The 23,223-nt window shown below is 73.0% G+C and carries 22 protein-coding genes, 1 pseudogene and 1 riboswitch; of the genes and pseudogenes, 15 read left to right on the top strand and 8 right to left on the bottom strand.

Translation table 11 applies throughout. The features are described 5' to 3' along the window. The 4 genes from ASG96_RS15020 to purE all read left to right on the top strand — a co-directional run bounded on the left by ASG96_RS15020 (position 1) and on the right by purE (position 3,522). On the top strand, positions 1–1,029 hold the full coding sequence (locus ASG96_RS15020) for a sensor histidine kinase KdpD (RefSeq protein ID WP_057588476.1): 1,029 nt from the start codon (positions 1–3) through the stop codon (positions 1,027–1,029). Between the two features lie 64 nt (positions 1,030–1,093). Next, positions 1,094–1,747 carry a GtrA family protein gene (locus ASG96_RS15025; protein ID WP_057588477.1) on the top strand — a complete coding sequence of 218 codons (654 nt, stop codon included), beginning with the start codon at positions 1,094–1,096 and terminating at the stop codon, positions 1,745–1,747. Positions 1,748–1,768: 21 nt separating this feature from the next. Further along, on the top strand, positions 1,769–2,965 hold the full coding sequence (locus ASG96_RS15030) for a 5-(carboxyamino)imidazole ribonucleotide synthase (protein ID WP_057588478.1): 1,197 nt from the start codon (positions 1,769–1,771) through the stop codon (positions 2,963–2,965). Next, positions 2,962–3,522, top strand: coding sequence for a 5-(carboxyamino)imidazole ribonucleotide mutase (gene purE, locus ASG96_RS15035; RefSeq protein ID WP_056761684.1), 561 nt, complete (start codon positions 2,962–2,964; stop codon positions 3,520–3,522). Before ASG96_RS15030 ends, purE begins: the two co-directional genes overlap by 4 nt. A gap of 65 nt (positions 3,523–3,587) precedes the next feature. Here purE and ASG96_RS23830 read toward each other — a convergent pair whose 3' ends face one another. Beyond that, positions 3,588–3,890 (bottom strand): alpha/beta fold hydrolase, encoded by a 303-nt coding sequence (locus ASG96_RS23830; protein ID WP_057588479.1) that lies wholly within the window; start codon positions 3,888–3,890, stop codon positions 3,588–3,590. Between the two features lie 180 nt (positions 3,891–4,070). After that, positions 4,071–4,535 (bottom strand): CoA-binding protein, encoded by a 465-nt coding sequence (locus ASG96_RS15045; protein ID WP_056761680.1) that lies wholly within the window; start codon positions 4,533–4,535, stop codon positions 4,071–4,073. A 96-nt stretch (positions 4,536–4,631) separates the two neighbouring features. On the opposite strand from ASG96_RS15045, the gene ASG96_RS15050 reads away from it, so the two are divergent. Then, on the top strand, positions 4,632–5,651 hold the full coding sequence (locus ASG96_RS15050; RefSeq protein WP_056761677.1) for an LLM class F420-dependent oxidoreductase: 1,020 nt from the start codon (positions 4,632–4,634) through the stop codon (positions 5,649–5,651). A 75-nt stretch (positions 5,652–5,726) separates the two neighbouring features. Here ASG96_RS15050 and ASG96_RS15055 read toward each other — a convergent pair whose 3' ends face one another. Genes ASG96_RS15055 through ASG96_RS15065 form a run of 3 tightly spaced genes read right to left on the bottom strand, consistent with a single transcriptional unit; the run spans position 5,727 to position 8,361 of the window. Then, complete coding sequence (locus tag ASG96_RS15055; protein ID WP_056761675.1) at positions 5,727–6,515, bottom strand: SDR family oxidoreductase; 789 nt, start codon at positions 6,513–6,515, stop codon at positions 5,727–5,729. Next, the gene (locus ASG96_RS15060; RefSeq protein ID WP_056761672.1) at positions 6,512–7,312 is read right to left on the bottom strand and encodes a cytidylyltransferase domain-containing protein; all 801 of its coding nucleotides are present in this window, start codon (positions 7,310–7,312) and stop codon (positions 6,512–6,514) included. Before ASG96_RS15060 ends, ASG96_RS15055 begins: the two co-directional genes overlap by 4 nt. After that, positions 7,309–8,361, bottom strand: a complete 1,053-nt coding sequence (locus ASG96_RS15065; RefSeq protein WP_235506888.1) for a Gfo/Idh/MocA family protein — start codon at positions 8,359–8,361, stop codon at positions 7,309–7,311. The genes ASG96_RS15060 and ASG96_RS15065 overlap by 4 nt, the downstream gene beginning before the upstream one ends. 89 nt (positions 8,362–8,450) lie before the next feature. Between ASG96_RS15065 and ASG96_RS15070 the strand changes: the two genes are divergently transcribed. The 9 genes from ASG96_RS15070 (at position 8,451) to ASG96_RS15110 (ending at position 19,671) form a co-directional block, all read left to right on the top strand. Next, positions 8,451–9,887, top strand: coding sequence for a lipopolysaccharide biosynthesis protein (locus ASG96_RS15070; protein ID WP_057588668.1), 1,437 nt, complete (start codon positions 8,451–8,453; stop codon positions 9,885–9,887). A gap of 66 nt (positions 9,888–9,953) precedes the next feature. Next, positions 9,954–11,372 carry a hypothetical protein gene (locus ASG96_RS15075; RefSeq protein WP_235509176.1) on the top strand — a complete coding sequence of 473 codons (1,419 nt, stop codon included), beginning with the start codon at positions 9,954–9,956 and terminating at the stop codon, positions 11,370–11,372. Further along, positions 11,369–12,076 carry a NeuD/PglB/VioB family sugar acetyltransferase gene (locus ASG96_RS15080; RefSeq protein WP_057588480.1) on the top strand — a complete coding sequence of 236 codons (708 nt, stop codon included), beginning with the start codon at positions 11,369–11,371 and terminating at the stop codon, positions 12,074–12,076. Before ASG96_RS15075 ends, ASG96_RS15080 begins: the two co-directional genes overlap by 4 nt. After that, on the top strand, positions 12,073–13,131 hold the full coding sequence (locus ASG96_RS15085) for an N-acetylneuraminate synthase family protein (RefSeq protein WP_057588481.1): 1,059 nt from the start codon (positions 12,073–12,075) through the stop codon (positions 13,129–13,131). The genes ASG96_RS15080 and ASG96_RS15085 overlap by 4 nt, the downstream gene beginning before the upstream one ends. Before the next feature lie 8 nt (positions 13,132–13,139). After that, positions 13,140–14,360, top strand: coding sequence for a UDP-N-acetylglucosamine 2-epimerase (neuC, locus tag ASG96_RS15090; RefSeq protein ID WP_057588482.1), 1,221 nt, complete (start codon positions 13,140–13,142; stop codon positions 14,358–14,360). Next, positions 14,357–15,412, top strand: a complete 1,056-nt coding sequence (locus ASG96_RS15095; RefSeq protein ID WP_057588483.1) for a nucleotidyltransferase family protein — start codon at positions 14,357–14,359, stop codon at positions 15,410–15,412. Before neuC ends, ASG96_RS15095 begins: the two co-directional genes overlap by 4 nt. Further along, positions 15,409–16,566, top strand: a complete 1,158-nt coding sequence (locus ASG96_RS15100; RefSeq protein WP_200962703.1) for an SDR family NAD(P)-dependent oxidoreductase — start codon at positions 15,409–15,411, stop codon at positions 16,564–16,566. Before ASG96_RS15095 ends, ASG96_RS15100 begins: the two co-directional genes overlap by 4 nt. Continuing rightward, positions 16,563–17,735 carry a DegT/DnrJ/EryC1/StrS family aminotransferase gene (locus tag ASG96_RS15105; RefSeq protein WP_057588484.1) on the top strand — a complete coding sequence of 391 codons (1,173 nt, stop codon included), beginning with the start codon at positions 16,563–16,565 and terminating at the stop codon, positions 17,733–17,735. The genes ASG96_RS15100 and ASG96_RS15105 overlap by 4 nt, the downstream gene beginning before the upstream one ends. 49 nt (positions 17,736–17,784) lie before the next feature. Beyond that, on the top strand, positions 17,785–19,671 hold the full coding sequence (locus tag ASG96_RS15110) for a Na+/H+ antiporter (protein WP_057588670.1): 1,887 nt from the start codon (positions 17,785–17,787) through the stop codon (positions 19,669–19,671). 18 nt (positions 19,672–19,689) lie between these two features. Here ASG96_RS15110 and ASG96_RS24680 read toward each other — a convergent pair whose 3' ends face one another. From ASG96_RS24680 to ASG96_RS15120, 3 genes are read right to left on the bottom strand one after another with little or no spacing between them, the layout of a single operon-like run. Then, positions 19,690–20,166, bottom strand: coding sequence for a hypothetical protein (locus ASG96_RS24680; RefSeq protein WP_369813614.1), 477 nt, complete (start codon positions 20,164–20,166; stop codon positions 19,690–19,692). Further along, a complete protein-coding gene (locus tag ASG96_RS24685; RefSeq protein ID WP_369813605.1) occupies positions 20,163–20,708 on the bottom strand; it encodes an LD-carboxypeptidase in 546 nt (181 codons plus the stop codon). Before ASG96_RS24685 ends, ASG96_RS24680 begins: the two co-directional genes overlap by 4 nt. 52 nt (positions 20,709–20,760) lie before the next feature. Beyond that, positions 20,761–22,110 (bottom strand): bifunctional o-acetylhomoserine/o-acetylserine sulfhydrylase, encoded by a 1,350-nt coding sequence (locus ASG96_RS15120; RefSeq protein WP_255358601.1) that lies wholly within the window; start codon positions 22,108–22,110, stop codon positions 20,761–20,763. A 58-nt stretch (positions 22,111–22,168) separates the two neighbouring features. After that, a riboswitch (SAM riboswitch) is annotated at positions 22,169–22,287 on the bottom strand. 228 nt (positions 22,288–22,515) lie between these two features. Here ASG96_RS15120 and ASG96_RS23625 point away from each other — a divergent pair. Beyond that, positions 22,516–23,223, top strand: a pseudogene (locus ASG96_RS23625) (HNH endonuclease); the annotation flags it as partial.

A 23,223-nucleotide genomic window follows, 5' to 3' on the forward strand; every position in this document is an offset into this window, starting at 1 on the left:
GTGCGCCGGGTGCTCGACCGGATGGCACTCGTCGGGGCCGTCGTGGGCGCCGGGCTCTTCGTGCTGCTCTCGACTGTCGTCGTCGTCTGGGCCGTGACGCAGCGGCCGAGTGCCCTCAGGGCCTGGGTCCTCTCGGACCCCTCGCTCGGGATCGCCCGGTTCGGCGCCGCCATGCTCGGGGTCGGTGCGCTGAGCGGGGCCGCGGCCTACCTCGCCACGACGAGCACCCGGGCGCACGTCGAGCGGTCCTCCCAGGAGCTCGTCCACCTCGCCACCCGGTTCGCGGCGGGAGAGGCGCGCCTGACGCCCGTGCACTCCGACATCGACGAGATCGACCACGTGTCGGGCGTCATGACCCGCCGGGCCCACGACATGACGAAGTCGCTCGCCGCCGAGCGCGACTTCGCGGCGGACGCCTCCCACCAGCTGCGCACGCCCCTGACCGCCCTGCTCATGCGCCTCGAGGAGATCTCCGAGACCGACGACGCCGAGGTGGTCAAGGAGGAGGCGACCATCGCGATCGCGCAGGTCGAGCGGCTGACCCGGGTCGTCGACGACCTCCTCGGGCGCACCCGCGGATCGGGCGGACCGTCACCGGCCGTGTCGCTCGACTCCGTCATCGCCGCCCTGCAGCGCGAGTGGCAGCCCGCCTTCGAGCAGGCTCGCCGCTCGGTGCGGGTGCGCGGCGAGCGCGGCCTCTTCGTCCGGTCGACGCCGGTTGCGCTCTCCCAGGTGCTCTCGACGCTCCTCGAGAACTCCCTCGTGCACGGCCGGGGCACCGTCGACGTGCACGCGCGCCGCTCCGGCCCGTCGGTCATCGTCGAGGTCAGCGACCAGGGTGACGGCGTGCCGGCGGCGATGGCCCCCCACATCTTCGAGCGCTCCGTCAGCAGCGGCGCCGGTGGCAGCACCGGTCTGGGCCTCGCCCTCGCCCGCGACCTCGCCGAGTCCAACGGCGGGCGACTCGACCTCGTCCAGGCGCAGCCGGCCCGCTTCGCGCTCTTCCTGTCCGAGGCCGAGACCGACTGACGTCGGCCCTCGAGGGTTCCCGAACCGGCCCGGGACTCCCGGCAACGCGGGGTAGGGTGCCCCGGTGAGGCGCCTGCATGAGTTCCTGTTCGTGCGCCACCGGCACAACTGGCTGCTGCTGCTCCGGTTCGCGGTCGTTGGCGTGTCGGGCGTGCTCGTCAACCTCATCACCCTGGTCGTCGTCAAGAAGCTCGGGCCGGGCTTCAACCAGCCGATCGTCGGCGTGCCGGGCACCGAGTTCAACGTCCGCTGGTACCACGTCTACTCGACCATCGCGTTCCTCGTCGCGAACCTCTGGAACTTCCAGCTCAACCGGACATGGACCTTCCGCACGAGCAAGCACGCCCGGTGGTGGCACGAGTACTGGCCGTTCCTCGCCGTGGGGCTGCTCGGTCAGGTCATCGGCCTCGTGCTGCTGACCCTGCTCATGCACCTCGACTCACCGATCCATCTCTCGCCCACGGTGTTCGACGACTCGACGGGCTTCCGAACCCGCCTCTACTGGGCGCAGCTCATCGTCATCGCCGTCGTCACGCCCATCTCGTTCGTGCTCAACAAGCTGTGGACGTTCGCGGCGGTGCGCACCCACCACCCCGACCTCGCCGACCCCAGCCACGTCGAGGCGGTGCTCGCCGACGAGGGCGACGAGGCCACCGCGTCGACCGATGCGGACCGGCGGGCCGGCGCCCTGCCGGGCCGCCACGACCCACTCGCCTGACGGCGACTACGCTTGGGCGTCGTGACCCAGCCGAAGCGCGCCCCCGGAGGATTCCCCGTCGTCGGCGTCGTCGGTGGCGGACAGCTCGCCCGCATGATGCAGGGCCCCGCCGTCGAGCTGGGCGTCCAGCTGTCGGTGCTCGCCGAGAGCGACACCGCGGCAGCCGCCCTCGTCGTGCCGAGCTCACCCGTCGGCGAGCACACCGACCTCGAGACAGTCCGCGCCTTCGCCCAGCACTGCGACGTCGTCACCTTCGACCACGAGCACGTGCCGCCCGCCGTCCTCGAGGCGCTCGAGGCCGACGGCGTCGCCATCCACCCCACCCGCGCCGCCCTCAACTTCGCGCAGGACAAGCTCGCGATGCGCGAGCGCCTCACCGCCCTCGGGATCGCCTGCCCCCGCTGGGCCCGCGCGTCCACCGCCGAGGAGGTCACCGCGTTCGGCGACGAGGTCGGCTGGCCGGTCATCGCCAAGACACCCCGGGGTGGCTATGACGGCAAGGGCGTGGCCGTCGCCTCCTCCGCCGACGACCTCACCGAGTGGATCTCCCGGATCGGGGAGCCCGGCCCGCTCGAGGGCGGCCTGCTCCTCGAGGAGAAGGTCGACTTCGTCCGTGAGCTCGCCGTCCTCATCGCCCGCAGCCCGTCAGGCCAGGCGGCGGCGTGGCCGGTGGTCGAGACGGTCCAGACCGACGGCATCTGCACCGAAGTGCTCGCCCCCGCACCGTCCCTCGACGCCGACCTCGCATCGGTGGCCACCGAGGCCGCCCTGCGGATCGCCGGGGAGCTCGGCGTGACGGGTGTCCTCGCCGTGGAGATGTTCGAGGTGCGCCCCGGGACGGGCGGCGCGGCCGCCTACGTCGTCAACGAGCTCGCGATGCGGCCGCACAACAGCGGTCACTGGTCCATGGACGGCGCCGTCACCGGGCAGTTCGAGCAGCACCTGCGTGCCGTGCTCGACCTGCCGCTCGGCGACCCTCGTCCCCGGGCCCCGTGGACCGTCATGGCCAACGTCCTCGGCGGCGACTACGAGCACCTCTACCCGGCGTACCGCCACATCATGGCGCGCGACCCCGGCGCCAAGGTGCACGTCTACGGCAAGGGCGTGCGTCCCGGCCGCAAGATCGGGCACGTCAACGTCAGCGGCGCCGACCTCGACGACGCGCGCGAGCGGGCCGGGCACGCAGCCGGCTACCTCCGAGGAGTGATCACCGAATGACCGACAGCCCCCGGAGCAGCGCGGTCGCGCCCGCTTCCGCCCCCGTCGTCGGCATCGTCATGGGCAGCGACAGCGACTGGCCCGTCATGCGTGAGGCCGCCCGCGCGCTCGAGGAGTTCGGCATCCCCTACGAGGCCGATGTCGTCTCGGCCCACCGGATGCCCGACGAGATGATCGCCTACGGCCAGAACGCCGCCGGACGAGGCCTGCGGGTCGTCATCGCCGGCGCCGGGGGAGCCGCGCACCTGCCGGGCATGCTCGCGTCGGTGACGCCGCTCCCCGTCGTCGGGGTCCCGGTGCCGCTGAAGTACCTCGACGGCATGGACTCGCTGCTCTCGATCGTCCAGATGCCCGCCGGGGTGCCCGTCGCGACCGTGTCGATCGGGGGCGCCCGCAACGCGGGCCTGCTCGCTGCCCGCATCGTCGGCACCGGGAGCGACGAGCTCGCCGCCGACGTGCGTGAGCGGATGGTCACCTTCCAGGCCGACCTGCGCGACCAGGCGCATGCCAAGGGAGCGTCCCTGCGCGAGCAGGTCGCTCGGGGCCTGACCGACTGAGCCCACCCCGCCCCACACCCGCCGCGGGCGACCGTGGGACCGTGGCGGCCGGCATACGGCCTCGGTCAGTCCGGCAGTGCGAGGAAGCCGCGCACGGCAGCCGCGAACGCCTCCGGCCGGCGGGCGTGCACGAGGTGTCCCGCGTCGATGCGCACGAGGCGACCGTCGGCGACGGTCTCGGCCATCTCGGTGACGTGCTCGGGCGGCATCGGGCTGCTCGGTCCGCCCCACACGACGAGCGTCGGGGCGGTGACCGCCGCGACCACCTGCGGCCATCGGGGGTCCGGGCGGTCGATCTGCGCGCGCACCTGGAGCACCGCCTCCCAGTCGAAGGCGAGCTCGCCGTCGGGGCGTAGCTGCCGGGCCACGGGCTCGCGCCGTGCCCGCGCAGGTCGACGGCCACGACGAGCCGGTCGTGCGCGAGGCCGGTCGCGACCTCGCCCCAGTCCGCCGAGGTGTCGCCCGTGGCATGGACGAGCAGGACGGGCGCGGGCTCGCCGGGGCTGCCCCAGCGCCGGACGTGGAGGGCGACCGCAGCCACGGTCGGGTCAGTCGGTCACGGCCGAGGCGCCGTCACCGGGCTGGATGCGGGGGTACTCGATCTTGGGGCACGTGTCCATGACGACCGCGAGCCCGGCCGCCTCGGCGCGGGCGGCCGCGTCCTCGTCGATGACCCCGAGCTGCAGCCACAGCGCCTCGATGCCGAGGCGGTCGCGCTCGGCGATCGCCTCGTCGACGACGGCGCCCACCCGGGAGCTGTTGACGAAGCAGTCGACGACCTTGACGACCATGCCGTCCGGGATGTCGGCCAGGGTCTTGTAGCCCGTCGCCCCGTGCACCGTCGCGGCGCTCGGGTGGACCGGCACGAGGCGGATGCCGAGCTCGCGCTGGAGCCACAGCGACACGCGGTATGCCGTGCGGTCGGGGTTGTCACCGAGACCGACGACGGCCCACGCGGCCGGGGTGTGGAGCAGATCCCGGATGACGTCCGGGTCGTTGTGGTGCGGACTCATGCCGCCATCCTCACACGCTGAGCCGTGCGGGTCGCGTGCTGATCGCCCCCGGATCGCACCCTGAGGGCGTCGAGCGGGCCGTGGTTGGATGGCGGGATGCGATTCGGAATGTTCGTTCCCCAGGGCTGGCGTATGGACCTCGTCGGCATCGAGCCGGCCCAGCACTGGGAAGCCATGGTCAACCTCGCCAAGCACGCCGACGACGGAGACGTCTACGAGTCCATCTGGGTCTACGACCACTTCCACACCACGCCGCAGCCGTCGGGCGAGGCGACGCACGAGGCGTGGTCGCTCATGGCGGGCTTCGGCGCCGCGACGAGCCGGGTGCGGCTCGGCCAGATGTGCACGTGCATGGCCTACCGCAACCCCGCCTACCTCGCCAAGGTGGCCGCGACCGTCGACGTCATCTCCGGCGGCCGCACCGAGATGGGCATCGGCGCCGGCTGGTACGAGCACGAGTGGCGCGCCTACGGCTACGGCTTCCCCAAGGCCGGCGACCGTCTCGGTGCCCTCCGTGAGGGCGTCCAGGTCTTCCGCGACATGTGGACGAAGGGCTCGGCCACGCTCGACGGGACGTACTACCAGGTCGACGGCGCCCTCTGCGCCCCGCGGCCGCTGCAGGGCACGAGCCACCCGGGCAGCGCCCTCAACGGCATCCCGATGTGGATCGCCGGGGGCGGCGAGAAGGTGACGCTGAAGATCGCGGCCGAGTACGCCGACTACACGAACTTCGACGGCAGCCCCGAGGGCTTCGACCACAAGAGCGCGATCCTCAAGGGCCACTGCGACGACCGTGGCCGCGACTTCGGCGAGATCGTGCGCTCGGCCAACTACAACGTCGTCATCGGCGAGACCGACGCCGACGTCGAGGACCGCCTCCAGTTCTACGGTGAGCTGCTCCGCAAGGGTGGCGTGGCCGACGACAAGGCTGCCGCGTCAGTCGAGGACCTCCGCAAGCAGCCCGCGGTCGGCACGCCAGACAAGATCGTCACCATGCTCAAGGACATGGAGGCACGCGGGATGACGTATGCCATCACGTACTTCGCGGAGGCCGCCTACGACCGCTCGGGCATCGAGCTCTTCGAGCAGACGGTCGCCCCCGAACTCAAGGCCTGAGGGCCCTCGTCCTCGTTCGATGTGTTCTGCCGTCACCCGTGACCGCAGAACACATCGAATCGGGTCGGCCGCTCGTCACCAGGCCGTCCAGCCGCCGTCGACGGCGACGACCTGGCCGGTGACGTACGCGGACGCGTCCGACGCCAGCCACGTGACGACCCCGCGGAAGTCGTCCTCGGTCCCCATCCGCCCCAGTGGCGTCAGGCGCTCGTAGCGCTCGACGAACGCGTCGTCCTGCCCACGGGCGATGCCACCGGGCGCGAACGCGTTGACCCGCACGTCGGGCGCGAGCACCGTCGAGAGGTAGCGCGTCAGCTGGGCGATGCCGCCCTTGCTCGCGGCGTAGGCCGCCGGGTTGCCCATCCGGGTGCCCTCGTAGAGCCCCATGTTGGGCCCGACGAGGCCGTAGATGCTCGAGACGTTGACGACGCTCCCGTGCCCGGAGGCGCGCAGGAGCGGGGCGAGCTGCCGGGTGAGCGAAAAGGGCGCGGTGAGGTTGAGCGCCAGCGCCATCGCGAAGGCGTCGTCGGTCTGCTCGTCGAAGGGGACGGCATACCCCGGCACCCCGGACGTGCCGGTGAAGGCCGCGTTGTTGACGAGGACGTCGCAGGCTCCGAGGTCGCGCACGGCATCGACGACGCTCGAGATCCCTGGTGGGGCAAGCAGATCGGCCCCGACCGGCACGTGTCCGGAGCCGGGGAGCGCGCTCGAGGTCGCGGCGCAGGCCGCCTCGTCGAGGTCGACGACGACGACCCGGGCGCCTGCCGTGGCCAGGGCGTCGGCCAGCACGCTGCCGAGCGGACCGGCGCCTCCGGTCACGACCGCGGTGCGACCCGCGAGGGACGGGGTCGGTGCGCTCGTCATGGGCTCTCCTTCGTCGGGGTGGCACCCGTGCCGGCGGCGAGGTCGGTGACGTCGAGCCAGGGCAACGTGATGAGCCCCGAGCCGATGAGGGACTCGATGAGCCGGAACTCGTACTCGTCGTCGATCGAGAAGGCCTGCGCCTCGGGGATCTCGAGGCCCTCGTGGGTGCCCTCGTCGAACCACGACGACTCGAGCCGACGCACGAAGTCGGCGCGCCAGAGGTAGAAGTTGCCGTTGATCCGCAGGAAGCGACCCACCTCCTGGCGTCGGGTCACCCCGGTGCCGGCCTCGAAGTAGCGCGTCAGGGCCCCGGCGCGCCCCTCATCGGGTCGCACGCCGACCCAGACGGGGTTGAAGGTGGGCTCGGAGACGCTGACGACACCGTCGAGGGCCGGGTTCGTCGCGAGGCGGGCCACGGCCTCGGCGAGCTGGGCGGGCACGCGGGCCGGGCTCGTCGGGTCGAGGAGCAGCACGGCGTCGTAGGCGGTGCCCTCGTCGCCTTCGACCCACTCGAGGGCGTGCCGGACCACCGGGGCCATCGGGGTGTCGTCGGCCGCGAGCTCGGCCGGGCGCAGGAAGGGGGCGTCACCGCCGTGCGCCCGCACGACGTCGGCGATCTCGGCCGAGTCGGTCGTGACGACGCAGCGCGTCACCTCGGGCGTCAGGGCAGCGGCGCGGACACTGTGCGCGATGAGGGGCAGTCCCCACATGGGGCGGATGTTCTTGCCCGGCAGTCCCTTCGAGCCTCCCCGCGCGGGGATGACGGCGAGGACGCGGGGCGGGTGGCGGTCGGTCACGAGGCGTCCTCGGGGTCTGCGGCCGGGTCGGCCACGTGCAGCCCCGTCGCACGCGCCTCGTCGCACACGCGCAGGGCGTCGATGCCCTCGGCGAGGGTGGCGGGGGCTCCGCGTGCGAGGCGCTGGTCGGCCGGTGCCGACGGCCGGAGGTCGAGGGCCGCGCGGGCCTGGGTGCCCATGACGATGTCGCGGTCGAGGTCGTGGTCGAAGACCTGTTCGCTGACTTCGCCGTCGGCCGTCGTGTGCCGCACCATCGCTCGCGTGACGTCCCACTCGAGGATGCCGTCGTGGGAGTGGACGACCACCCCGCGTGACGTCGGTCGGGTGACGTAGTCGAGCCGCGCCGTGACCGTGAAGGGGTGCCCCGTCTCCCACAGCAGGGTGGCGGCCTGCTCGGCCTCGATGTCGAGCGGCCCGCTGGTCTCGAGGCGAGAGCCGATGAGCTCGGGGCGACCGAAGAGCACGGTGGCGTAGTCGATCTCGTGGACCATGTCGCGCAGCACGCCGCCCTCGTCGGGACGCGCGGAGTAGGAGGTGCGGTAGTCGCGGTCGGGCCGCCAGCCGGGCAGCCAGGACTGGGACCTCACGTGGGCCGACGCGCTGCCGTCGATGCGCCCCACGAGCCGGCGCAGGTGGCGGAACGCCTCGTGGGCGCGCAGCGGGGCGGCGACCCACACGTCGACGGACCGTGGGTGGCCGCGCAGCGCGTGGGCGTCGTCGACCGTCGCCGCGACGGGCTTCTCGACGAGGACGGCGAACGCGCCGGCGTCGAGGGCGGCGATCGCATCCGCCACGTGTCGGGAGGTGTCGGTGGCGACGACGACGAGCGTGTCGCGCAGCGAGCCCGGCCCGGTGGAGTCGTCGAGGAGCCGCGCGCCCGTGGCCTCGTCGACGGCATCGGGGGCGGCATCGGGGGCGGCGCCGCGGTCGCGGACCGGCCACAGGGAGACCTCGGCGCCGACCTGCCGGAAGACGCGCGCGTGGCGCTGCCCGATCGAGCCGGAGCCGCGCACGACCACGCGCATCGACGAGGAGGACGGGCTGGGCACACCTGCAGGCTAGAGGACGCGGTCGCCTGCCGCGCACGACGGCGGGTGGCTGACCGGTCGGCGTGCCGCGCACCGGTACCTTCGGGTCTGTGACGAGCCCGCCCGGAAGCCCCGCGCCCACCGCCGGCCGTCCCGGCGCGTCGCTCGGGGCGCACTCGGTGGTCTACCTCGTGGGCACGGCCCTGCAGGGCCTCGGCGTGCTCCTCGTGCTGCCCTTCGCCACCCGGGTGCTCGGGGCCGTCGAGTTCGGCCGGGTGGCAACGGGTCTCGTGGTCGTGCAGATGGTGGGCACCATCGCCGCGGCGGGCCTGCCCCAGGTCGTGCTCCGCGAGCACCACCGCGGCGCCGAAGGTCCGCGGGTCGCGAGGGCGCTGGCCGGGACGATGGTGCTGCTCGCCCTCGGTCTCGGTGTCGTCGGTCTGCTGCTCGCGCTCGTCCTGTCCGCCACCGGGCACGCCGACCTCGGACAGTGGGTGCCGCTCGTGGTCGCCGCGGTCGCGCTGACGACCGTCGTGGCCGGCCAGACCCTGATGCGGGCCCGGCTGCAGCCGTGGGGGTTCCTCGCGCTCGCCGTGCTCGCGACCGTCGGCGCGCAACTCGCGGGACTGCTCGCCTCGCGCACCGAGCCGACCGCGGAGACGTACCTGACGGCATACGCCGTCGTCGTCGTGCTCGCCGCCGTCGTCGCCCTCGTGCTCGGCCGTCCGCTGCCGCCCACCGTCGAGCGCGAGCGCGTGCGGGCCGGCATCCGCCTGGCGACGCCGCTCCTGCCGCAGGCGGCGGCGATGCTCGGGCTGCTCTCGGGGGACGTCCTGCTCGCCCGCGTCCTCGTCGGGGAGGCCGGCGCCGGCAGCTACCAGGTGGCCCTCCAGCTCGGGAACATGCCCTTCGTCCTCGCGGTCGCCCTCTTCAACGCGTGGGGTCCCCTCGTGCTCTCCCACCCTCTGGAGCGCCGCTGGGCCTGGACCGCCCGGACCGGCACCGCGCTGACGACGGTCGTCGCCGCGGGAGCGGCCGGGGTGGCGCTGCTCGGGCCCTGGCTCGTCGCCGTCATGGCCGACCCCGGCTTCGACCACGTCGCGATGGTCGGCGCGCTCGGCGTCATCTGCACCGTCTCGGTGTCGTACATGCTCTACCAGGGCTCCTCGCTGGCCGTGCTCGACGCGGAGCGCACCGGCCGGCTCGCGTGGGCTGCCCTCGTGGCACTCGCCGTGCTCGTCCTCGTCGCCCTGTCGCTCGCCCCACAGGCCGGCTCGACGGGCGGGATCGTCGGCGTGGCCATCGCGAAGGCCGCCGGCTACGTCGTGCTCATGGCGCTGACGACGTGGTTCGCCCGGACCCACTCGCCGCTGCGGTGGCCTCCCCGGGTGGCCGCGGTGGCGCTCGCCGGCGTCGCCCTCGCGCTCGTCGGTGCCGTGCTGCCGCTGGACGGACCGGCCGCGTGGGTGCGGGTCGCCCTCACCGTCCTCGTCGGGGCGGCGGCCGTGGCCGTCGCGCCGCGGATCCTGCGCACGCTGCGCGGATAGGATGGGGCGCTCGCCCGGCTCGCCTCGATCCGGCACGCACCGACACGCAGGAGAGACGCTTTCGTGGTGACACCGCTCGTCCACATGGGGTTGGGCTACGACGACCTCCTCGTGCCGGCCCTCGTGCACGCCGGCTTCGAGACGAAGGACGTCGTGCTCGTCGTGCGGACGGACGCCAACCTCGCGTGGGTGCGCAAGCACGCGCCGCGTGCCACGACCGTCCGGCTGCCGTATGCCGCAGCGCGCAAGGCCAACGTCGTCAGTGGCCTCGCGCCCCACGCGGCTCTCAAGCGGGCCTGTGCCGGCGTCGGCCTCGACCCGCTCGACCTGCTCGTGTCGGAGCGGGCGCTGCGCCGCAACCGCGTCGACACCGCGATGAACTTCCTCAACCTCGCCGCCGAGGAGCTCGAGGCGGCCATCGAGGGTCGCGGTCCCGTGCTCGCCCTCGTCGAGTTCACCGTGACCTCCGAGCTGCTCACGGCGGGCCTCGTGACCCACCACGGCGGCCTCGCGACCTGGCCACGCGGCATCCGCCTCCCGTCCGACCGTTTCGGCCTCATCGGCGCGCCCAAGGGGATCACCCTGTGGGAGCGGCAGGTCGAGGACCCGTCGGCGGTGGCAGCGGGCCAGGCGTTCATCGACACGTGGCGGGCCGAGCACGGGCGCCCGATGGGCTTCGCCCGCAACCTGCAGGTCGAGACCGGCCAGGAGATCTGGCGCCTCGCGAGCGACCGCATCAAGGAGTTCGCCGTCGACCGGGGCGCGAACCTCCAGCTGCCACGGCCCTCCGACTACGCGCGGCTGCCGTGGCTCAACCCCGTCAAGGCCCGCCTCAACCTGCGCGAGTACCAGGACCGACGCTGGGACCCGGTGCCGGAGAAGTTCGTCTTCCTGCCGCTGCAGGTGCAGCCGGAGTCGAGCGCCGACGTCATGGGCCAGGAGTGGCGCGACCAGGCCTACACCGCACGCGTCCTCGCCGACGCGCTCGCGCCGCTCGACATCGGCGTCGCCGTCAAGGAGCACGCGCACTTCATGTGGCGGCGTGACCCCGACTACTGGCCGCAGTTCGACGCGCACCCCAACATCGCGACGATCGACCCGTTCGCCGACTCCCGTGAGCTGATGAAGCAGGCGGTCTTCACCGTCACCGCGACCGGCACGGTCGGTCTCGAGGCGGGGCTGCTCGGGCTGCCGGTCGTCACCGGGGCCGAGATGCCCTGGAGCGGTCTGGGCAACGTGGCCCGGCTCGACTCGCCCGACGACCTGACGCAGTTCGTCGCCGACCGCGGCTGGGAGTCGCTGCGTGCCGACCAGGCCTCGATCGACGAGTGGTTCGTCCACGGCTACGTGCGCAACTCGTGGGAGGGACTGGTGCTCGACCCGCCACGCGTGCCCGCCGTGCTGGAGCCCGACAACATCCGCAAGGTCGGCGGTGCGCTCGGCGAGGCCGCGGCGTCGCTGGGTCATCGGGACGGCCTGACGTGACGGCGGGCGGCGCCGGCTGGGTCGTCCTCGGCGCGGGCGGCCACGCGCGCTCGGTCGTGGACGTCCTCGAGCGAGCCGGGCACACCGTCGTCGCGGTCTCGGGCACGGTCTCGGGCACGGTCTCGGGCACGGTCTCGGGCGCGGCCCCGGGCGGCGAGCGCTGGCACGTCGACGTGCTCTCGGACGACCGCGCGGCCTTCGAGCTGATCGAGGCGCAGGGGCTGCAGGCCGTGGTCGCCATCGGCGCCAACCCCGCTCGCGCCCGCCTCGTCCGAGAGCTCGTGGCCCGCGGACTGCCCGTCCCCCCGGTCGTCGCCGCGACGGCCACCGTCTCACCCCGCAGCGTCCTCGGTGCCGGCTGCGTCGTGCTCGAGCACGCGCACGTCGGAGCCGCGAGCAGTCTGGGTGTCGCCGTCGTCGTCAACACCGGCGCCGTCGTCGAGCACGACTGCACGGTCGGCGACGGTGCCCACATCGCGCCCGGCGCCGTGCTCCTCGGGGCGGCGTCCGTCGGCGACGGCTCTCTCGTCGGCAGCGGCGCGCGCGTCCTGCCGGGCGTCACCGTCGGAGCCGGCGTCACCGTCGGCGCGGGCGCCGTGGTCACCGCGCGCGTCGCCGACGGGGAGACCGTCGTCGGAGTCCCCGCCGAGACGCGCGACCCCCGCAGCACCCCCGACACCCGCCCGCCTGGAGGCACTGCATGAGCGACCACCTGAACGCCGTCACGCCGGTCGCGATCGGCGACGTCGACGTCCCCACTCCCGGCGACGTCTACGTCATCGCCGAGGCGGGCGTGAACCACAACGGCGACATCGACCTGGCGCACCGCCTCGTCGACATCGCGGTGGCCTCTGGCGCCGACGCCGTGAAGTTCCAGACGTTCTCGCCCGACAAGCTCGTCTCGTCGGCGGCGGCGACGACGCCCTACCAGCGCGACCGGGGTGGCAGCACCGACCAGCGCAGCCTGCTCGAGGCGCTCACCCTGCCCAAGGAGGCCTGGGTCGAGCTGCGCGACCACGCGACCGAGGCCGGCACGACCTTCCTGTCGACCCCCTTCGACCTCGACAGCGCCGAGATGCTCGTCGAGCTCGGCCTGCCCGCGCTCAAGGTGAGCTCGGGCGAGCTGACGAACCTGCCTTACCTGCGCGAGATGTCGCAGCTCGGCGTGGTCCTGCTCGTCTCGACCGGCATGGGCACCCAGGACGAGGTCGAGGCGGCCGTCGAGGCCTGTGCCGACGCGCCGGGTCTCGTCCTCTTCCACTGCGTGTCGGCCTACCCGGCGCCGGTGGAGGAGTGCAACCTGCGGGTCATCCCACGCCTGACCGAGCTGCACGGCATACCCGTGGGGTGGTCCGACCACACGCCCGGGCTCACGACGGCCCTCGGCGCCGTGGCGCTCGGCGCGCCGATCCTCGAGAAGCACTTCACGAGCGACCGCACGCTGCCCGGACCCGACCACCTCGCCAGCCTCGAGCCCGAGGCCCTCACCGAGTACGTCGCGACGACCAAGCTGCTCGCCCGCGCGCTCGGCGACGGCGTCAAGGTGCGCATGCCGTCTGAGGAGGAGAACGCCGTTCTCGTGCGTCGCTCCTGGCACGCCGCGCGCGCGATGCCGGCCGGCACCGAGCTCGCGGGCACTGACCTCCAGCTGCTGCGCCCCGAGGGCGGCGTCAGCCCCGCCGTCGACATCCGCGGACGCGTCCTGGCCCGTCCCGTCGAGGCCGGGGCCCCCGTGACCGACGCCGATCTCGCCGACTGACGCGCACGATGACCCCTCTGCCCACGGTAGCCGTCTTCGTCGGCACCCGCGCCGACCTCGGACCGCTGTCGCCCGTCCTCGAGGCGCTGCAGTCGGCCGACGACGTGACCCTGCGCGTCCTGACGGGGGTCATGTATGCCGCTGACGACCTCGTCGCCGCCCTGCCCGCGAGCGCCACGGCGGACGCGTGGCGCGCGGCGGTCGTGCCGCTCGCCGAGCCGATGACCGAGGTGACCGTCGACGCCCAGCTCGAGCAGGGCGCGGTGCTCGCCCGCGCCGCCGGCCGGGCGTTGCGCGACGAGCACGTCGACGTCCTCGTGGTGCTCGGCGACCGGTGGGAGCTGCTCTACGTCGTGCCCGCGGCCGTCCTGCTCGGCGTGCCGGTCGTGCACCTGCACGGGGGAGAGGTGACGGAGGGGGCGCTCGACGAGCGGGTCCGCCACGCGGTCACCAAGCTCGCCGACCAGCACTGCGTCGCGTCCGAGGACGCCGCGGCGCGAGTGCGACAGCTCGGCGAGCCGGCCGACCGGGTCCACGTGACCGGGGCGCCCGGCCTCGACCGGCTGGCGACCGCGTCGCCGATCTCCGACGCCGACCTCGGCGAGCTGCTCGGAACGGCCGTGGAGCGGCCGCTCGCGCTCTTCACCTACCACCCGCCGACCGCCCAGCGGGGCGCGCCGGTCGGGGAGTGGGCCCGAGAGGCGGCCGAGGCGGTCCTGGCCACGTGCGGCACGGTCGTCGCCACCCACCCGGGCATGGACGAGGGACGCGACGAGATCCTCACGGAGCTGACCGCCCTCGCCGAGCGCGAGCCGCGGCTGCGACTCGTCGCCGCCCTGGGCCGGGACTACCCACGCGTCCTCGCCGCCAGCGACGTCGTCGTCGGCAACTCGAGCTCGGGCGTCATCGAGGCGGCGACGCTGCACGTGCCCGCCGTCGACATCGGCGAGCGCCAGCGGGGTCGCCTCCGGGGCGACAACGTCGTGCACGCTGCAGAGGGGCGCGACGCGGTCGAGGCCGCGCTGGGCACGGCCCTCAGCCCCCGGTGGCGGGAGCACTCGGCCCACGTCGCCAACCCCTACGGCACGGGTACGGCCAGCGCCGCCATCCTCGATATCGTTCGGACAGCGGCGCACGCCCCGCGGTCCAAGCACTTCGTGGACCTCGCGCCGGCGCCGACTCCCGGCCGGCAGTGGGACGGCGACACGAACGAGGAGGAAGAGGAGTGACGGCGCGAGACCTGCGCGCGGCCTGCGCGCCGACCACCGCGACGATCCGGGACGCCCTCGAGGTCGTCGACCGCAGCGGCAACCTCGTGTGCCTGCTCGTCGACGACGACAACCGCCTCGCCGGGCTGCTCACCGACGGCGACCTGCGCCGTGCCTTTCTCAAGGGCACGAGCCTCGACGACGTCGCCCTCGACCACGCGACCCGCACCCCGCACTTCGTCGCCGCCGGGTCGCCTCGGGCGCTCGTGCTCGACCTCATGCAGGCGCTGCGGATCTCGGCGGTGCCCGAGCTCGCCGACGACCGCACCCTCGTGGGCCTGCACACGCTCTCCGACGTCGTCGGGTCGGCGCCGCTGCCCAACGTCGCCGTCGTCATGGCCGGTGGCCGCGGCACCCGCCTCGGTGACCTGACCAAGGACACCCCGAAGCCGCTCATGACCGTGGCGGGACGCTCGATCCTCGAGTGGATCGTCCTGGGCCTCGTCGGTGACGGCATCCGCGAGATCTACGTCAGCGTCAACTACCTCGCCGAGCAGATCGAGGAGCACCTCGGCGACGGCTCGCGTCTCGGGTGCACCGTGCGCTACCTGCGCGAGGACCCCGACCGCCCGCTCGGCACCGCCGGCTCGCTGACGCTCCTGCGCGACGAGCGACCCGACCTCGAGCACGCCGTCCTCGTCATGAACGGTGACCTCATGGTCGAGTTCGACGCGGGCGACCTCCTCGACGCGCACCGGCGCACCGGCGCCGCTGTCACCGTCGCGACCCGCACCTACCAGCACGAGGTGCCCTTCGGTGTCGTCGAGAGCACCGACGGCCGCGTCACCGGCGTCTCGGAGAAGCCGACGCTGAGCTTCGACATCAACGCCGCCGTGTATGCCGTCGAGCCCCGCGCGCTCGCCTGGCTGCCCACCGGGCGGGCCAGCACGATGCCGGGCCTCGTCGAGACGTGTCTCGAGCGCGACGAGCCGGTGACGGCGTGGCCGATCCAGAGCGACTGGATCGACGTCGGCACCCCCAAGGACCTCGCCCGCGCGAAGGGTGAGACATGAGCATCCCCGTGACCGGCACCGACGCGCACGACGTGGCTGACGGCATACGAGAACACATGAACGACGAAAAGGCAGCTGTGACAACACTTTCCGGCCTGAGCACCAACGCTGACGTCCCCGACATCGAGCTGACCGCGAGGCCCGTCGAGGGGTCCGTCGCCGGCAAGACCGTCCTCGTCACGGGCTCCGACGGTTTCATCGGGTCGCACGTCGTCGAGCGGCTCGTCGCCGACGGGGCGCACGTGCGGGCCTTCTGCCTCTACAACTCCAACGGGTCGACGGGCTGGCTCGACGAGTCCGACGTCTTCAAGGCCGCGGTGCGCGACGGGCAGGCCGAGGTCGTCCTCGGCGACATCCGCGACCCCGAGCACGTCATGGCCACGACCGAGGGCGTTGACGTCGTGCTCCACCTGGCGGCCCTCATCGCGATCCCGTTCTCCTACGTGGCTCCCCGCTCCTACGTCGAGACCAACGTCATCGGCACGCTCAACGTCCTCGAGGCCGTCCGCCGTCACGGGACACCGCGGATGGTCAACACGTCGACGTCCGAGGTCTACGGCACGCCGGAGTCGGTGCCGATCACCGAGGCGCACCCGCTGCGCGGCCAGTCGCCCTACTCGGCGACGAAGATCTCGGCCGACAAGATGTGTGAGTCCTACGCCCTGTCCTTCGAGACGCCGGTGACGACGCTGCGCCCGTTCAACACGTTCGGTCCCCGACAGTCCACGCGCGCCGTCATCCCGACCGTCCTGTCCCAGCTGCTCGCGGGCGCGAGCCAGCTCAAGCTCGGCGACCTCACGCCCAAGCGCGACTTCACCTTCGTGGCCGACACGGCCGACGGCTTCGTCCGCGCCGCCCTGGCCGACGTCGCGCCCGGCACGACGATCCAGCTCGGCACCGGGCGCACCGTCTCGGTCGGCGACGTCGTCGAGCTGTGCCGCAAGGTCACCGGCAGCGACGCCGAGATCGTCACCGAGAGCGACCGCATCCGCCCCGAGGGGTCCGAGGTGCAGATCCTGCTGTCCGACCCGTCGCTCGCCAACGAGGTGCTCGGCTGGGCGCCCACCGTGTCGCTCGAGGAGGGCCTGTCGGCCACGGCGGAGTGGCTGCGGCCGCGCGTCGACCCCGAGACCGCCGGGCGGTACCACCGGTGACCGAGGCCCACGCCCCTGGAGCCCGCGGGCCCGAAGGGACGATCCCGCTCGCGGTGCCCAACATCGGCGAGCTCGAGCGGCGCTACGTCCTCGAGGCCGTGGAGTCCGGCTTCGTCTCGTCCGTCGGTCCCTTCGTCTCGGAGTTCGAGCGGCGCTTCGCCGCGCGGGTCGGGTCGAAGCACGCCATCGCCTGCGCGACCGGCACGGCCGCGATTCACATCGGCCTGCTCCTGCTCGGGGTCGGGCGCGACGACGACGTCGTCTGCTCCGACTTCACCTTCGTCGGCTCGGTCAACCCGATCGCCTACTGCGGCGCCCGCCCGGTGCTCGTCGACGCCGAGACGACGACGTGGAACATCGACCCGGCCCTGCTCGCCGCCGAGCTCGACCGCCGCGCCGCCGCGGGGGAGGCCCAGCCGAAGGTCGTCGAGGTCGTGCACGTGCTCGGGCAGCCCGCCGACATGGGACCGCTCATGGACGCCTGCGAGCGACACGGCATACCCGTGCTCGAGGACGCCGCGGAGTCGCTCGGGGCGACGTGGACGTCCGGTCCCTACGCCGGGCGGCACACCGGCACCGTCGGCCGCATCGGCTGCTTCTCCTTCAACGGCAACAAGATCGCGACGACCGGCGGTGGCGGCATGATCGTCACCGACGACGACGACCTCGCCGCACGCGCCCGTCACCTCACGACCCAGGCGAAGGTGCCTGACGTCGGCTACCTCCACGACGAGGTCGGCTACAACTACCGGCTCACCAACATCGCTGCCGGGCTCGGGCTCGCCCAGCTCGAGCGGCTCGACGAGTTCGTCTCCGCCAAGCACCGCATCGCGGCCCGCTACGACGCGGCGTTCGCCGACCTCCCGCTCGTCCTGCCGCCGCGGGTCGAGGGACTCGACGCGACGTACTGGCTCTACTCGGTCCTCGTACCAGAGGCCGACGGGCGCGGTCGTGACGAGTTCCTCGCCCACCTCAACGGGGCCGGCGTCGGGGCCCGGGCACTGTGGCGGCCGCTGCACGCGCAGCCGCCCTTCCTGTCGGCGCCGCTGCTCGGTGGGGCGGTCGGCGACGGGCTCTTCGCCCGCGGCCTCTCGCTGCCCTGCGCGACCGAGCTGACCGAGGCCGACCAGGACCGCGTCATCGCGGCGGTGCGCACCTTCTTCGCCTGACGCGCGGACGGCCGACGCACCCACGACCCGTGTGGGGCAGGATGTCGTCGTGGAGATCGCCATCGGGCTGCTCGCGATCGCAGCCACCGTGCTCGGGGGGTCGTGGCTCGCCGACCGGTTCGACCTGCCGGCGCCGATCGTCCTCATCGTCATCGGCATCCTCGGGTCCTACCTCCCGTTCGTGCCCGAGGTGGCCCTGAGCCCTGACGTCGTGCTGCTCGGCATCCTCCCGCCCCTGCTGTACGCCGCCGCGATCCAGACCTCGCTCGTCGACTTCCGGAACAACCGGGCAGTCATCCTCAGCCTGTCGGTCGGGCTCGTGCTCTTCACCGCACTCGGGGTGGCGCTCTTCCTGCAGTGGGCGCTCGGCCTCGACTTCGCGGTCGCCTTCGCGATCGGTGCGGTCGTCGCGCCGCCGGACGCGGTCGCGGCGACGGCGGTCGGCCGCCGTATCGGGCTGCCGCGGCGCCTGGTGTCGATCCTCGAGGGCGAGTCGCTCGTCAACGACGCCACGGCGCTCGTGTCGCTGCGCACGGCGCTCGCCGCGGCCGGGCTCGCGACGGGGTTGGCCTCCAACGGCGTGACCTTCGGCGGTGTCGTGCTCGACTTCGCCTGGGCGTCGGTGGGCGGCATCGCGATCGGCGTCGTCGTCGCGATCGTCGTCTCGGTGCTGCGCCGGCACTTCTCGACCGAGCCGGCCTTCGACACGGTGCTGTCGTTCATGGTGCCCTTCGCGGCCTACGTCCCTGCCGAGGAGCTGCACGCCTCCGGCGTCATCGCCGTCGTCACGGCAGGCCTCGTGCTCGGCCACAAGTCGCCGCGGACCCAGACGGGCGCCTCGCGCCTCAGCGAGCGGATCAACTGGAGCTCGATCCAGTTCCTCCTCGAGAACGCCGTCTTCCTCCTCATCGGCCTGCAGGTCTTCTACGTCCTCGCCGAGGTCCGCAGCTCCCCGCTGTCGGCCGGGCAGATCACGCTCGCCGCCGTCGGCACGCTCGTCGCCGTCCTGCTCCTCCGGCCGCTCTGGATCGTGCCGTTCCGATTCCTCAGGACGCGCGTGTTCCGCATCGAGGCACACGCGCCGTGGTCCCACACCGTCGTGCTGTCGTGGGCCGGCATGCGTGGCGTGGTGACCCTCGCCGCGGCCCTGCTCCTGCCGCCGGAGACCCCGCACCGCGACGTGCTGGTCCTCATCGCCGTCGTCGTCACCATCGGCACCCTGCTCATCCAGGGCACGACGCTGCCGGCACTGGCCCGCTGGCTCGACGTGCGGGGGCCGGACCCCCGCGAGGACGCGCTCCAGGCGGCGACGGTGCTCCAGGCCGCGACGCGCTCGGGCCTCGACGCGCTCGACCGCATGGACGACGTCGACGAGGCGACGCGCGAGATGCTGCAGTCGCGCTCCGAGGACCGGCTCAACCAGATGTGGGAGCGGCTCGGGCCGCGCAGCGGCAACGACGACGAGACGCCGAGCGCCCGCTACTGCCGGGCCCGGTTGCAGATGCTGCAGGCCGAGCGCGACGAGGTCCTGCGCCTGCGCGACGAGGGGCGGGCCGACCAGGTCGTGCTCCGCGTCGTCCTCAGCAGCCTCGACCTGGAAGAGACCATGCTCGACCGCATCGACGACCAGGAGAGCCGCCTGGCAGAGAGTGAGATGTTGCCCGTGGACACCATCGAGGCCCCGTGCGAGCACCTGCAGGAGACCGACTCGTGCGTCGAGCCGCGCACGCCCGAGGGGTGCGAGGAGTGCCTGCGCGACGGCACGACGTGGGTGCACCTGCGTCTGTGCCTCCGGTGCGGGCACGTCGGCTGCTGCGACTCCTCGGAGATGAAGCACGCCACGGCGCACTTCCACGAGACGCAGCATCCCGTCATGCGCTCCATCGAGCCGGGCGAGGCGTGGCGCTGGTGCTTCGTCGACGAGGTCGTCGGCTGAGCCGAGCCGTCGGCGGTCTCAGGAGAGGCGCTGCGTGACCTCGTGCCGGTCCCCGTCGTGGACCACGCTGGTCGTGGCGCCCTGGACGAGAGCGAGGAACGGCTGCACGTGCCCGCACTCGACGTCGGCGAGGATCGGCACGCCCAGCATCCCGAGCGCATCGACGACGGCCGCGTGCTGGGTGAAGCCGTGCGGCTCGGGCGCATGGGTGCGTGAGACGAGGACGCCCGTGGCGGCGTCGAACCAGCCGCGCAGGCGCATGGCGTGCAGGGCCCGGCAGATGTCGTAGGAGCTCCACTCGGAGATGTCGAGGAGCACGACGACGCCCTCGGGCGCGTGGTCCCGCGCGAAGGCGCCCATGTCGGCGAAGCGCCCGCCGGCCAGGAAGCTCACCGTCTCGACGCAGCCGGCGACGAGGCGGCCCGAGAAGCTGGCCGGCTCGTCCTCGTGACCCGGGTCGATGCGCGTCCACGTGCCGCGCCCCTCGAGGGTCATCTCGGAGACCGTCGGGTTGCCGGCGTAGTCGTCCCAGCCGCCGGTGCGGTGCCGCCCGGGGGAGTGCTGGCGCAGCTCCGCACCTGCGGCGGCGGAGGCGACGTCGACCCAGTGGAGTATGCCGTCCGGCACGGCGAACGGGGTGTCCATGAGGTTCTGCCCGTGGTCAGGGTGAGCGGGGTCAGCCACGTCGACGTGTCGGAGAAGCCGACGCACCACGTCGGCTCGGCCGCCGAGACCGCGTCGAGGTCGAGCAGGTCGAGCAGGTCGATGCCCGTCTCGCCGCCCCACGGCGGGACGACCGCGCGGATGCTCGGGTCGAGCAGCATCGACATGAGCTCGTCGGCGCGCGCCTCGCGCGGCCCGCTCACGTGGGTGGGCGCGTGGTTGAGCTCGCCCACGACGATCTCGAAGCCGCGGTCACGGAGGCACTGGACGGCATACGCGAACCGCCCCCAGAGGGCGTCGGAGACGCCGGAGCTCGGCGAGGTCACGCCGATCCGGTCGCCGGGGCGCAGCGGGGCGGGGTAGCGGATCGGCATGGCTGCCATCGTGCCAGCCGTGCCGATCCGCTTCAGCCCGGTTCGGGCGGTGTCAGGCCTTGGCGGCGGTGAAGCCCTGCTCGAGGTCGGCGACGATGTCGTCGATGTGCTCGATGCCCACCGAGAGGCGCACGAGGCCGGGCGTCACGCCCGCGGCGAGGCGGTCCTCGTCGGGACCCTGCGAGTGCGTCGTCGAGGCGGGGTGGATGACGAGCGAGCGCACGTCGCCGATGTTGGCGACGTGGCTGTGGAGGGTCAGCGCCTCGACGAACTTCTTGCCGGCCTCGAGCCCGCCCTCGATCTCGAACGACAGCACGGCCCCGGCGCCGCGCGGCGTGTACTTCTCCGCGAGGGCGTGGAACGGGCTGTCGGGCAAGGACGCCCACACGACCTTCTCCACCTGGTCGTGGCCCTGGAGGTAGGCAGCGACCCGGTGCGCGTTCTCGATGTGACGCTCGATGCGCAGCGACAGCGTCTCGATGCCCTGCGCGATGAGGAAGGCGTTGAAGGGCGAAGCGGCCGGGCCGAGGTCTCGAAGCAGCTGCACCCGTGCCTTGAGGATGAACGCGAGGTTGGCGCCGAGGGGGCTGCCCACGCCGAGGTCGCGGGCGAACACGAGCCCGTGGTAGCTCTCCTCGGGCGTGTTGTAGTTGGGGAACTTCTCGGGGTCCGCGCCGAAGTCGAAGTTGCCCGAGTCGACGATGACGCCGGCGATCGAGGTCCCGTGGCCGCCGAGGTACTTGGTCGCCGAGTGCACGACGATGTCGGCGCCCCACTCGATCGGGCGGATGAGGTAGGGCGTCGCGACGGTGTTGTCGACGACGAGCGGGACACCGTGCTCGTGCGCGAGGGCCGCGACCGCCTCGATGTCGAGGATCTCGCTCTTGGGGTTGGCGATGGTCTCGCCGAAGAGGAGCTTGGTGTTGGGCCGGATCGCCGCACGCCACGAGTCGATCGACGTCGGGTCCTCGACGAAGCCGACCTCGATGCCGAACTTCGGCAGCGTGTGCTTGAAGAGGTTGAAGGTGCCGCCGTAGAGGCTGGGGGAGACGACGACGTGGTCTCCAGCCTCGGCGATGTTGAGCACGGCGAGCGTCTCGGCGGCCTGGCCCGAGGCGACGAGAAGGGCGCCCACCCCACCCTCGAGCGCCGCGATGCGCTGCTCGACGACGTCGGTCGTCGGGTTCATCAGGCGGGTGTAGATGTTGCCGAACTCCTTGAGCCCGAAGAGGTTCGCGGCGTGGTCGGTGTCGTTGAAGACGTAGCTCGTCGTCTGGTAGATCGGCAGCGCCCGGGCGCCCGTGGCGCTGTCGGGGGACTGGCCGGCGTGGATCTGCTTGGTCTCGAAGGACCAATTGGGCTCGGTCATCGGTCGTTCCTGCTCTTCCTGGGTCGTGTCGATGACCAGGGCCCCGCGTGACCGGGCCCGGCGCACCGACGGGTCGGTGCGGGAGAGAGGCTCTCCGCGCTTGCCCGAGCGCCGGTGGCGTCGACGGGCCAGGTCTTCACCCGGGGCACCCCACCGCGGTTGGAGGGTTGCCGGCCAGCGAGCCGGGGCTTGTCGCTGGCGCTCATGACCTACCGGCGAGTGTACGTATGCGTGTCCGCCAGGTGGGAGCCGCTGTCCTCATCGTGGACGCGCCGACGCAGGCGCAATCGGGGAGGGATCGTTACGGCGTTGCTAGAACGGGTGAGATCCCCTGGGGTGCAGTCGAATTGGCTATCCACAGATTCGCCTGCCCTCTTGAAAAGGAGTCGAACACCTGTTCTACTAGAGGTAGCAGATCGTCGTCGAGGGGAGGGTCCCGTGCCTTATGTCGCGTCCACCAGAGCCGGGCTGCTCGGTGTCGCCGACGAGCGGGTGCGGGCAGCCGCGATGGCTGACGTCCAGAGCAGCCTGACGGCGTTGGGTGAGCGGGCGCTGCGCACCGTCGAGGCGCTCGAGGTGGAGAAGGCGCGGCTCGAGGCGCGGCTGCTCACCGCCTACGGGGTGCTGCACACGATCGAGACCCAGCAGGTCGAGACCCTCGCCCTTCCGGCTGGGTCGCTGCACGTGTCGGCCGAGCGGGTCGTGACCGAGGAGATCGCCCTCGCGACCGGGGTCGGCACCGGCGAGGTCGCCCGCCGCCTCACCCTGGCGACCGCGCCGCGTCGGCACCGGGTCGTCCTGGGCGCGCTGCGCGCCGGGGCGACCTCGCTGCACCGTGCGCTGCAGGTCGCGTCCGAGACCGCCCAACTGCCGGATCCGGACGTGACCACCGTGGCCGAGGCCGTGCTCGCCCCGTCCCGCGACGGTCGACCCGTGCCGCAGCGGACGTTCACCGCGCGGCTGCGGCGGACGGTCGCGTCGGTCGATGCCCGCGGCAGCCAGGAGCGGCACGCGCACGCCCGGTCCCGGCGCGGGGTCTTCGGCCGCCTCACCGACGACGGGATGGGCTGCCTCACCGTCACCACCGACGCCGCCACGATCGCCGCGGTCCTGGACCGCCTCCACACGCACGCCCGTGGCCGGCGC

Origin of the sequence: Terrabacter sp. Soil810 (assembly GCF_001429645.1) — a bacterium.
In the GTDB taxonomy this organism is placed as follows: Bacteria; Actinomycetota; Actinomycetes; order Actinomycetales; family Dermatophilaceae; genus Terrabacter.

Coding starts and splice junctions, on each gene's coding strand:
- purE (WP_056761684.1), top strand. CDS start 2,962: ATGACCGACAGCCCCCGGAGCAGCGCGGTCGCGCCCGCTTCCGCCCCC.
- ASG96_RS15045 (WP_056761680.1), bottom strand. CDS start 4,535: ATGAGTCCGCACCACAACGACCCGGACGTCATCCGGGATCTGCTCCAC.
- ASG96_RS15050 (WP_056761677.1), top strand. CDS start 4,632: ATGCGATTCGGAATGTTCGTTCCCCAGGGCTGGCGTATGGACCTCGTC.
- ASG96_RS15055 (WP_056761675.1), bottom strand. CDS start 6,515: ATGACGAGCGCACCGACCCCGTCCCTCGCGGGTCGCACCGCGGTCGTG.
- ASG96_RS15085 (WP_057588481.1), top strand. CDS start 12,073: ATGAGCGACCACCTGAACGCCGTCACGCCGGTCGCGATCGGCGACGTC.
- neuC (WP_057588482.1), top strand. CDS start 13,140: ATGACCCCTCTGCCCACGGTAGCCGTCTTCGTCGGCACCCGCGCCGAC.
- ASG96_RS15100 (WP_200962703.1), top strand. CDS start 15,409: ATGAGCATCCCCGTGACCGGCACCGACGCGCACGACGTGGCTGACGGC.
- ASG96_RS24680 (WP_369813614.1), bottom strand. CDS start 20,166: ATGACCCTCGAGGGGCGCGGCACGTGGACGCGCATCGACCCGGGTCAC.
- ASG96_RS24685 (WP_369813605.1), bottom strand. CDS start 20,708: ATGCCGATCCGCTACCCCGCCCCGCTGCGCCCCGGCGACCGGATCGGC.